Genomic DNA, 9,534 nt, shown 5'->3' with positions numbered 1-9,534 from the left:
GCGGTTCATCCCCGCGCTCGCGGGGAACACAAATCCCTGTCGTGCTTGCGTAGCTCGGCTGTCGGTTCATCCCCGCGCTCGCGGGGAACACTCCGTGGCCGAATTCGAGAGCACGGGGGAGCACGGTTCATCCCCGCGCTCGCGGGGAACACTGGCGCGCCGATTTCGAGGCCGAGCTGATGAGCGGTTCATCCCCGCGCTCGCGGGGAACACAGGTGGATCACCTCGGCGGCATCCACGCGGGTCGGTTCATCCCCGCGCTCGCGGGGAACACTCTTCCTGTAAGTGGCTGTTTCGGCGATCTTATTCTGCTGTGAAAGAGGCTACCGCCTGGAACGTCTGTTCTGGTCAGACATGGGTGGCAGGGCAGAGTATGCCGCTTCCGGGCCAAAGGCGACCAGCCGGAACCCGTCCATGTCGGTCGGCACACGCCGATTTCGTCCACAGGTCTCGAACAGGAAACCAGCATCGGTTGGGGCGGCCCAGGCCATGACGGCGTTGCCCTCCTCGATCCCCGCCTGCACCTGCTCCCAGATCATTTCCCGCACACGTCGGCCATAGGTGCCGACATAGACCCCGGCCCGGATCTCCAAGAGCCAGACCGCCAGCCTTCCCCGCAGGCGCGGCGGCGCGTTTTCAACCACGATGACCAGCATCACCCAATCCCGGCGGAGCTTCAAAAGCCACGGGCATCGCTTCCTCGGGTGCGGCCGGCAGTGGCAGGCCTCCGGCTGCAAGAACCTCTTCGATGAGAGGGATCAGCTTTCCCAGCACATCGCTCCGTCGGAAGGCATCGCGACAGCGGCGGCGCACCTCGGCCACGGGATCGCGCACCGGCTGGCCGTCCAGCGGCCGTCCTGCCTCGAAGGCCGCGCAGACCCGGAAGGCTTCCGGCACAACCGTTTCGAACTTCAGGATGTCGGCGATGTCGTAGACGAAGCTCTGTGGCTTGCCGGTGTGCAGAAAGCCGATGGCAGGAGCGTAGCCCGCCGCCAGCACTGCCGCCTCGGTCACACCATAGAGGGCGGCGGTCGCGGCGGAGAGGCAGCGGTTCACCGTGTTCGAGACATCCCAGGCCTGGGGATCATAGCGCCTTCCCTCCCAGGCGACGCCGTGCCGTTGCGCCAGCAGCTTGTAGGTCTCGCGCACCCGCACACCCTCGATGCCGCGGAGCTGGTCCACCGATCGACGCGCCGGCGCGTCCTCACCAAAACGCAGTGCGTACATCTTGCGTACCACCCGCAGCCGGGCCTCGTCGTCGAGTGCGAGACGGGCCTGCAGCAGCAACCGGTCGGCCCGCGCACCCCCGGGCTGGCCGGCGGCATAGAGGCGTACGCCGGCCTCGCCCACCCAGATGAGCAGCGTGCCGGCGCGGGCTGCGAGCACCACCGCGGCGTGGCTGACGCGGGTGCCCGGCTCCAGCATCAGGCAGACGAGACCGCCCACCGGAATGTGCAAACGCACACCCTTCTCGTCCACGAGCACGAAGGCGCCATCGAGCACGTCCAGACGTCCCTTCTCGACGAAGAGAATGGAGGCGCGCTCACGGATCGGAATGGGCCGCGGTGGCGGCAGGCCAGGGATCGGGCGGGCTGGGACGGCCATCAGGACCTGGCGCGGCGGATCAGCATCAGGCCGAAACCGAAGGCGCGGGCCTTGCCGAAGCCTGCGGTCAGGGCAGCGAGAAAGCGCGCCGGATCCTCCACCGTCAGCACGCCCTCGAACTCCAGCACGCCGAAGACTGCCATGCCGCCCCCTTCGCGCGGCACCTGCCGGCGCTCGTAGCCGTCCACCGCCACCTCTTCATCCGGACGGAAGCCATGCCGATCCCCCTGCCTCGCCAGCCAGGCACGCCCGGCCTCCATGACCTTCGCCGGCCGCTCTTCGGCTCGCCCCGGCCCTGGCGGCACCCGCCGCAGCGCGTCCATCACCACGTCGTGCCGCTGGCCTCGCCGGCCCGGTCCGGCCGAGCGGGACACCACGGGGTTGGCCCGCAGCGCGAAGCCCAGCCGGTCACCGGGTGCCAGGACCGGTGCGAAGGGGCGGCTTTCCAGCGTGAAAAGGCCGGTGGCGTCCTCGGGGGGGCGGGCGGAGAGGGCGAGGAAGCGGCCCGGTGCTTCCTCCCGCCACAGGAAGTCGCGGCGACGCTCCGGCCCGTCGGAGAAGACGGACCAGATCAGATGATGCCCTGCCGCGGCGCGCGGCCCCGTTCCCTCCGGCACCAGCAGCCGCGCCAGCGCCGCGATTGGCGCCTCCTGCCGCAGCCGAATGCGGGACAGCCAGAGCCCGCTCACGTCGCCGTCCCGCGCAGCACAGCCTCCCGCCGCAGGTCGAACTGCCAGCGGCGGCGGGAGCGCGGCTGGTCGCGCCGCATCTCGACCCGCAGCAGGCGCGGGCCATCCGCCGCATCGGCCGCGTCGAGCACGATCAGCGGATTGGCGGGCTGGTCGGCCAAGGCGTCGCGCATGGTGATCTCGCGCCAACCTGCCCGTGGGAGCAGCAGGCGGGCCTCCGGCCCCTCCGCGTGGCGGCGCTCCAGAGCCCGCACGGGATCCTCCGCCTCCGTCATCTCGGGGGCGAGCGGCAGGCCCAGCGGGCAAGATTTGCGGCCCAGATAGGGCACGAAGGCCGGCTGCTCCATGGCTTCCCGCAACTGCTCCAAGGACCAGCGCGGCGCCTCGCCCCGTGTCCAGAGCGCGCCGAGGTGCCAGGCGCCGCTGCGGTAGTCCCGCCGGGACAGCACCGTGTTCAGGTCCCGCGAGGCAAGTTCCTCCGCCCGGGTCACGAAGCGCCGGTTGCGCGCGGCGGGCGGCACCTGCGCCGTGTGGTAGTCCGGCAGCAGCCGGCCGGGCGCGTGGCACAACAGGGCCAGCCCGTAATCTGCGGCCAGTGCCGCCTGGGCTGCGTCGTCCTCCCGCTCCACGCCGAGGCAGGCGCCGAGGAGGCCGAGCACGGCCGAGCGCGCCGGGCGGTCCCAGCCACCGCGACGCTCTCCCACCGCGATACCACCGAAGGAGGCAAGAGGCGCGACGAGGGCGAAGGTGAGATAGGCGGGCACGGGCTCAGCCGCGTGCAAAGGCGACGATGTCGGCGAGCGTCCCCTCGCCACCCACCACCATCTCGGCCGAAGCCTCGGCGGCGCTGCCGTATGCCTTGTCGAGCGCGGCGTGGAAGGCACGTAGCCGGCCGATCGAGGCGGCCATGACGTCGTTCCCCGATCCGCCGGGGCCACGCCCCTCCTCCGGCTCCACCGGCGCGGCGAAGGCGCCGGCGAGCGTCCGCGGCTGGCGGTCGCCGCGCTCGGCCAGCACGTAGCCGGCGCGGCCATGCGCGGCAAAGGAGTTCTGCTTGCCGCGGGGCGCGACGGTTGCCGCCGCCTCGGCCAGCGCACCGAGGGCGGTGGCGGCCAGCGCCGCATCGCCGCCGAGGTTGCGCGCCAGCAGGGCGGTGTCCACGCAGAGATAGAGGTAGAACACGCCGGAACCGAAAGCGGCCTCGCCGAGGAAGCCGGCGCCCGCGTCCTCGCTGGGTCGCTTCAGATCGTCCACGGCGGTGTAGTAGTCGTCCTCCACCATGACGCGATGGGTGGTGATAGCATGCGCCACCTGTGCCGCGGCCTCGCGGTTGTAGTCGGGGCTGTCGGCAAGCATGCGGCCGAAGAGCGCGATGTCAGCCGCCGTGTCGGCACGACGTAGCAGCCCGGCCGCCTTGGCCGCTGCCTCGTCCACCTTCTCCCCGGCAAGGGCACGGTCGGCCAGCACCAGTGCCGCTGCCCGCTCCTCCGGCGCGACGAAGGCGAGCTGTTCAATGCGCGCGGGGTTCTTGTCCTTGGCATCCTTGACCTTGCCGAAGACGCCCGCGATGGCACGGGCTGCGGCCAGCGCCTTGTCCTCCGCCATGCCGCTCGCCTTGAGATGCGCCAGCACGTCCTCACCCAGACGCTGGGTCCGCTGGCCCATATGGTCCGCCAGCGCCGCCTCGAAGACCTCGGAAGTGCGCCAGGCGCGCTTGAGCGCCTGGGAGGAGAGACGCAGCCGCATGGCGCCACCCACCATGGCAGTCTTGGGCCGCCCGGTGTCGTCGCGGTTGAGATTGGCCGGCGGGAAGAAGGTGAGGAGGTGGAGCTGCAGGAAGCGGCTCATGCGGCGTCGTCCTTGTCGGGTGCGGTCGTGCCAGATGCGGTCGTGGTGGCTCGGGCGGCGGGCTGGCCGACGCCCCAGTAGTCGTAGGTCCAGCGGCGGCGGCGCTCCTCCGTCCAGTGGAGCAGCGCCGCGGACAGGTCGCGCAGGTTGAGCGCGCCGCCGGTCAGCGCGACGAGGCGCCGCATCGCGATCAGCCGCTCGTCCGGCGTGACGGCGGTCATCAGCCGCTGGAAGCGCAGCGGCTTCATCAGGGCGGTCTCCAGCGCCTCCGGCCCGCCCTGCGGGCCGATCTGGCGTGCCACCCGCAATTCCGGCCGGTCCTCCCGCAGATGAGCCAGCACGGCGGCCGTCAGGGCCACCTCCACCAGGGCGTCGGGGCGACGGACATCGCAGCGTCGTGCGAGGTCGATGGTGGCGGGCTCGTTCATCGCGTCCGCGACGCTGCCGCAGCGGCGCAGGCGGGCAAGGGCGCCGCGGTCGCCGGCGCGGCGCGGCGGGTCCGGCTGCAGGTCGCGCCACCAGGCGACGGCGGCGGAAACCTTGTCGTCGCGGATCACGCGGCATTCCTCTTCTTCTGGGCGGCCGACACCGGCAGGGGCAGGCCAAGGATCCCGAACAGCGCGACGCCATCCTTGCCGAAGCCTGTCAGGGCGAAGAGCAGACGCCGGCGTGCGGTGGCGATGCGTGGGGCGGCCGATGCCATGCTGGTCTCGGGACGAAGCGGCGCGGCCTCGTCGAACAGGCTCAGCGCCACCTCGCGCAGAAGGCGCAGCCATGCGGTCTTCGCACCCTCCTCCGGTTCCTTACCCTGGAGCGGCAGCGCGGCGAAAAAGACCGCCTCGGTGCGCTCCCACAGCCGCTCGCGCTGGCTGGCCAGGAGTTCGGCATCGAGTTTCACCGTGGCGCCGGCGGAGAACAGCGCCTGCCGCACGGCGTTGCGCAGCAGCCCGGCCACGAGGTCGGCCGAGCGCACCAGGGCCCGGGCGAATGCGTCCTGCGCCTCCGGGTCGGCGGTGCCGGGCAGCGGCATCTCGCTTTCCACGAAGCCGCGGGCCTTCATGTTGTCCATGTCGTAGCCGGCCGCGAGCAGGCGGGTGCGCGCGCCGAGATCGGCGGCGCGCCGGTCGGTGCGTCGCCAGGCGGCGACGGTGGCGGCCGGGGTCCGCAGCCCGCCCTCGCCTTCCGTCACCAGGCCGAGCCAGTGGCGATAGCCGACGCCGCCGGGCTGCGGGTGCAGGGGCAGCACCTCGCTGCCGGGCTTGAGGCGATAGTGCGGCGTCAGCGGGTGGCGGCCGCCCCAGGCGGCGTAGTTCGCCCCCCTTGGCCGCTGTCGCCAGCCGGTGACGCGCACCGTGTCGGGCGTGCCGGTCAGGTCGCAGGGCATCGGCGCAGCACTGGCAGCAAAGTCCAGGCGGATGCGGCGCGGCATCCCCCACCAGCATTGCAACGGATGGGCGTTCACCTCCGGCACCACCGCCGCCGCGCCTTCGGAGGTGATGGTCGGCGCCAACCAGGGGAAGACGCGCGGCAGGTCCTCCGGCGCCAGCGGCTCGCCCAGCAGGACATTGGCCCAGAGCAGGCGCCACAGCGTGTCCGCCGCGCCGGGTGCCACCAGCGTCACCATCGGGCCGCCGCCGCGTAGCCCGGTGCGGTTGCCGGCACCACCTGCCGGTGCCCAGGACTGGAAGGTATAGAGTGCCATCGCCGCCGCTGGGCGGCCGAAGGCTGTGTAGCGGTTGCGGCGCACCAGGAGGTCAGTGTTGTTGCGGGCCGTGCTGCCGCCAGGGCTCTCGATCAGCAGCCGCTCGACAGGTTCGGAATCGGAGACGAGGTCCTCGCGGTCTTGCATGAAGCGCGGGCCGGGCCCGTCGAGGTCGAAGACATGCGCCATCGGCGCAAAGGCCGCATCCAGTTCCTCCGGCGTCGGTGGCTCATCCCAGCGGTCCAGCCAGTCATTGTGCTCGGCGGGTGGAAGGGTCGTGGAGAGCAAGCCGATCAGGAATTCCAGCCCAGCCACGCGGAAGTCGGCGCGCGGCCAGTCGAGCGCGATCACGGGATCGTCGGCGACGCGGTCGGTGATCTGCGTAGGGCGGATGGTGTCGCACGCCCCGCTGCGGCGGAGAACGGGAAGCCAAGAAGCGGTAAGGAGGTTGAACGGTGCCGCAGGGATTGCCGCATTCTGCTCCACCGCCACTTCTCCATCAGATTCGCTATTTGCAGCAATGCTACGAGTGGATTACGAAGCGTCAATCCGGTGGGGAATCGTTCTGGCCGTTATCACTCCACATCAGACCCGACATCTTCTCGTACTGCAGTTTCACCATAGAACCTGCCTCCGAAACGGCGTCAATGCTTCCGCCATTTCCCATCGGTGCCAATAGATACCGGGGCGAATCCCGCTCCCACCGCCCCCAGCTCGCCTTCGCCGCCGTCACCGCCGCCTCCAGCTCCGCTGGTACCGGACAGGCAGCGACGCGGTGGCGCGCCACGCTCACCTCTGACAGTGCCCAGGCCCGCTGCAGGTCGGGGTCGTCGGCATAGGGCACCGCTACCCCGTCCCGGACCACCGCCAGGCGCAGCGTCACGGTCTCCCGCTCTTCCAGCCGCGTCGGCGTCCGGGTGTCGGGTTCCCAGGCGCCGTGCTCGCGCTTGTAGCCCTTCCACACGTCCAGCACGTTCTGCGTGGCCAAGCCGGCGGCGGAATGCGCCTTTCCCTCCGCCTCCTGCGCCGCGCGAGCCAGGGCGGGCGGCACGGCGCCAGGGGAGGCGCGGTCATAGGCTGCCTCGATCAGCGGCCGCATGTCGCCAGGCGTCGTGATGGCACCCTGCCCGAACACCGCCCGCGCCGTGCGCCACAGCAGGGCCGGGTCGCGGTACACCGCAGCCGTGCCTGGCAAGGCGTCGCGCAGCCAGCCGGCGCTCGGCTCCTCCACCGGCTCGGGCGAGACCACCAGCAGTTCCGGTCCCGGCACCAAGCGTGGGCCACGATCGTGCCGCCACAGCCGCCCGGCGCGCTGGATCAGTAAGTCCATCGGCGCGAGGTCGGTCACCAGCAGGTCGAAGTCGAGGTCGAGCGACTGCTCCACCACCTGGGTCGCCACCAGCACGCCGCGCCGCGCCGCCGGATCGCCAGCACGGCCAAAGCGACGCAGCACCTCCGCCTCCACCCGCAGACGGTCGATCATGGCGAAGCGGGCGTGGAACAGGATCGGGTCGAGGCCCTGCGCGCGCAGTACTGCCGCAGCCGCGATCGCCTCGTCCACCGTGTTGCGTACCCAGGCCACGATGGCACCAGCGGATGCCGCCTCGGTGATCCGCGCTATCGCTGCCACTTCGTTTGGCAGCCGGGTGACGGCGACGCGCCTCGGCAAGCCCTCGCGCGGGGCACAGGTCCTCTCGGTAACACCCGCGGCGCCCGCGAGCGTCGCCAGCGGGTAGGCCGTGGCGGAAAGCGCGGCGCGTGGCACCTCCAACCCATCGCGAAAGGCATCCACCAACCCCTGCCGCACCGCATGCGGCAGCGTGGCGGACAGCAGGATGGCCGAGCCGCCCAGCGCCGCGTGGAAGCAAAGCAATGCCCGCAACTCGCGGTTCATGTAGGGATCGAAGGCGTGCGCCTCATCCACGATCAGCACCTTGCCAGCCAGCCCGCGCTGCCGCAGCACCGCGTGGCGGACAGGCAGCACGGAGAGCAGCGCCTGATCGATCGTGCCCACTCCCACCTGTGCCAGCAGGGCGCGGCGGCGGTCATCGACCAGCCAGGCGGCGCAATGCGCCTCGGCTGTCTCATCTGCGGGATCGGAGGGTGCGCGGCCAAAGTCAGGTGCTGTGGCCGTGTCGTCCTCGCGGGTGATGGCGGCACGGAAGCGTGGGTCGAGATCGGCACGGCCATGCGCCAGGGTAAGGGAGGGACGCGCCGAGGCCACGAACAGCCGGTGGTAGGCCCCGGCCAGGCGACCAAACATGGCCCCAGCGGTCGCCATGGTGGGGAGGGCGAGGAAGAGTCCGTCGGCCTGTCCCCCGGCCATGAGCCGGTGGGCCAGGGTCAGGGCGGCCTCGGTCTTGCCGCTGCCCGTCAGGTCCTCGATCACCGCCAGAAGCGGGCCGGGTGGCAATGTCACGGTTTCCGCCCAGGACTGGACCGGGCTGGGCTGGCCGATGAGCGGAAACAGGGCCCGCACGCCACCGAAGGGCGCCACCCTGGCACTGCCCAGCCCTGCCGCCTCGATCGCCTGCACCGCACGCGGCAGCGCTTGGTTCCAGAGGTAGCCAGCTGGATCGTCCAGTGCCTCCGGTGCCACATAGGGGAACCACTCCTGCCGGGAACCGATCCAGTCCGCCAGGGTGACGAGGCCGGCCAGTTGCCAGCCCAGGCGTTCCACGGCGCGGTCACCGCCGGGCCAGGGAAGAGGGGGCGGTCGGAATGCGTCCAGCATGGCGGTGACAAAGGCCTTCGCCGCGGCGGTCGCCGGGGGTCCGAGTTCGGCTTCGCCGGGAGTACGGGTGAGATCGGCTGGACGGCCGTGGTGCCCCGCCAGGGCATGCAGCAGGGGATTGGGCCAACTCCGTCGTCCTCGCGCGTCTGGCAGGAAGGCTGGCGTCAGTTCCGCCTGCAAGGTGCCGGTCAGGAGGTGCAGACCCATGGCATCGTGTGGGAAGCCCGGAACGCCCTCGGGCAGAGGACCGAGGACCGCGCCCGGCCAATGATCAGGTGCTTGCGCCTGGAAGGCCCGTGAGACCTTTCCGATATCGTGCAGCGCCACAAGGAAACCGAGGCATCGTCTGTCGATACACAGCCGATCTGCGTCGGGCAGGAGCATCGCGACAGCGGCGACATCAAGGGAGTGAGCCAGAAGGGGGTGAGCCGCGATGCCTGTGTTGAGAGCAGGGCGAGCTTTTCCCCAGAGTGATGAAAGCCTCATGAGCTACAATAATCACAGTGGGGATAATCCTGTCCTTTGCGATCTGGGCAGAGACTGTCAGGCCCCGGCTAACCAGTCCTCGCAGCGCAGACCCTCCACCCGGCCGAACTCGCTCAGGTTGCCCGTCACCACCACCAGCCCGCGGCTGCGCGCCTGGCCGGCGATCATCAGGTCGTAGGGACCGATCACCGCGCCCCGCCGCTCCAGGCTCGCTCGGATCTCGGCCGTGTGCGCCGCCGCGTCACCGTCGAAGGGCAGCACGCTCAGCCTGGCCACGAAGCGCTCCACCTCGCGCCGCATCTCGGCGGGCCTGGCCGAGCGCTCCGCCCCGTAGAGCAGCTCGTAGAGCACCACGTCCGAGGTGCAGAGCGCCTCGGCCTCCGCGTTGAAACGCCCCCGCAGGCCGGCCGGGCGATCGCGCAGCACCCGGATGCACAGGTTGGTGTCGAGCAGGTAGCGCAGCGTCACAG

Annotated in this window: 9 protein-coding genes and 1 CRISPR repeat array; all 9 genes read right to left on the bottom strand. The window is 71.0% G+C overall.

Annotation, left to right across the window (positions count from 1 at the left end):
* Window position 1: 1 nt before the first annotated feature.
* Window positions 2–274: direct repeats of the CRISPR family, unit length 29 nt; unit sequence CGGTTCATCCCCGCGCTCGCGGGGAACAC.
* Between the two features lie 49 nt (window positions 275–323).
* The 9 genes from cas2e to vapC are packed head-to-tail and all read right to left on the bottom strand — an operon-like array spanning window position 324 to window position 9,532.
* Complete coding sequence (cas2e, locus tag BT98_RS0119440) at window positions 324–656, bottom strand: type I-E CRISPR-associated endoribonuclease Cas2e (protein ID WP_019463212.1); 333 nt, start codon at window positions 654–656, stop codon at window positions 324–326.
* Window positions 637–1,605, bottom strand: a complete 969-nt coding sequence (gene cas1e / locus BT98_RS0119435) for a type I-E CRISPR-associated endonuclease Cas1e (protein WP_019463213.1) — start codon at window positions 1,603–1,605, stop codon at window positions 637–639. The genes cas2e and cas1e overlap by 20 nt, the downstream gene beginning before the upstream one ends.
* Complete coding sequence (cas6e, locus tag BT98_RS0119430; RefSeq protein ID WP_019463214.1) at window positions 1,605–2,294, bottom strand: type I-E CRISPR-associated protein Cas6/Cse3/CasE; 690 nt, start codon at window positions 2,292–2,294, stop codon at window positions 1,605–1,607. Before cas6e ends, cas1e begins: the two co-directional genes overlap by 1 nt.
* The gene (gene cas5e / locus BT98_RS0119425; protein ID WP_019463215.1) at window positions 2,291–3,058 is read right to left on the bottom strand and encodes a type I-E CRISPR-associated protein Cas5/CasD; all 768 of its coding nucleotides are present in this window, start codon (window positions 3,056–3,058) and stop codon (window positions 2,291–2,293) included. The genes cas6e and cas5e overlap by 4 nt, the downstream gene beginning before the upstream one ends.
* A 4-nt stretch (window positions 3,059–3,062) precedes the next feature.
* The gene (gene cas7e, locus BT98_RS0119420) at window positions 3,063–4,142 is read right to left on the bottom strand and encodes a type I-E CRISPR-associated protein Cas7/Cse4/CasC (RefSeq protein ID WP_019463216.1); all 1,080 of its coding nucleotides are present in this window, start codon (window positions 4,140–4,142) and stop codon (window positions 3,063–3,065) included.
* Window positions 4,139–4,699 carry a type I-E CRISPR-associated protein Cse2/CasB gene (gene casB / locus BT98_RS25180; protein WP_019463217.1) on the bottom strand — a complete coding sequence of 187 codons (561 nt, stop codon included), beginning with the start codon at window positions 4,697–4,699 and terminating at the stop codon, window positions 4,139–4,141. The genes cas7e and casB overlap by 4 nt, the downstream gene beginning before the upstream one ends.
* Window positions 4,696–6,330 carry a type I-E CRISPR-associated protein Cse1/CasA gene (gene casA / locus BT98_RS0119410; RefSeq protein ID WP_239371321.1) on the bottom strand — a complete coding sequence of 545 codons (1,635 nt, stop codon included), beginning with the start codon at window positions 6,328–6,330 and terminating at the stop codon, window positions 4,696–4,698. The genes casB and casA overlap by 4 nt, the downstream gene beginning before the upstream one ends.
* Before the next feature lie 58 nt (window positions 6,331–6,388).
* The gene (locus BT98_RS25175) at window positions 6,389–9,064 is read right to left on the bottom strand and encodes a CRISPR-associated helicase/endonuclease Cas3 (RefSeq protein WP_081798677.1); all 2,676 of its coding nucleotides are present in this window, start codon (window positions 9,062–9,064) and stop codon (window positions 6,389–6,391) included.
* Between the two features lie 57 nt (window positions 9,065–9,121).
* Window positions 9,122–9,532, bottom strand: coding sequence for a type II toxin-antitoxin system VapC family toxin (gene vapC, locus BT98_RS0119400; protein WP_019463221.1), 411 nt, complete (start codon window positions 9,530–9,532; stop codon window positions 9,122–9,124).
* Between the last annotated feature and the right edge of the window lie 2 nt (window positions 9,533–9,534).

The sequence above is a fragment of the Roseomonas mucosa ATCC BAA-692 genome, assembly GCF_000622225.1.
In the GTDB taxonomy this organism is placed as follows: domain Bacteria; phylum Pseudomonadota; class Alphaproteobacteria; order Acetobacterales; family Acetobacteraceae; genus Roseomonas; species Roseomonas mucosa.
Note: the sequence above shows the minus strand (reverse complement) of the source record. Positions and strands in the feature narration are given on the sequence as shown.

What these genes read in the sequence shown, in the direction of transcription:
- cas2e (WP_019463212.1), bottom strand. Translation starts at nt 656, where the DNA reads ATGCTGGTCATCGTGGTTGAAAACGCGCCGCCGCGCCTGCGGGGAAGG.
- cas1e (WP_019463213.1), bottom strand. Translation starts at nt 1,605, where the DNA reads ATGGCCGTCCCAGCCCGCCCGATCCCTGGCCTGCCGCCACCGCGGCCC.
- cas7e (WP_019463216.1), bottom strand. Translation starts at nt 4,142, where the DNA reads ATGAGCCGCTTCCTGCAGCTCCACCTCCTCACCTTCTTCCCGCCGGCC.
- BT98_RS25175 (WP_081798677.1), bottom strand. Translation starts at nt 9,064, where the DNA reads ATGAGGCTTTCATCACTCTGGGGAAAAGCTCGCCCTGCTCTCAACACA.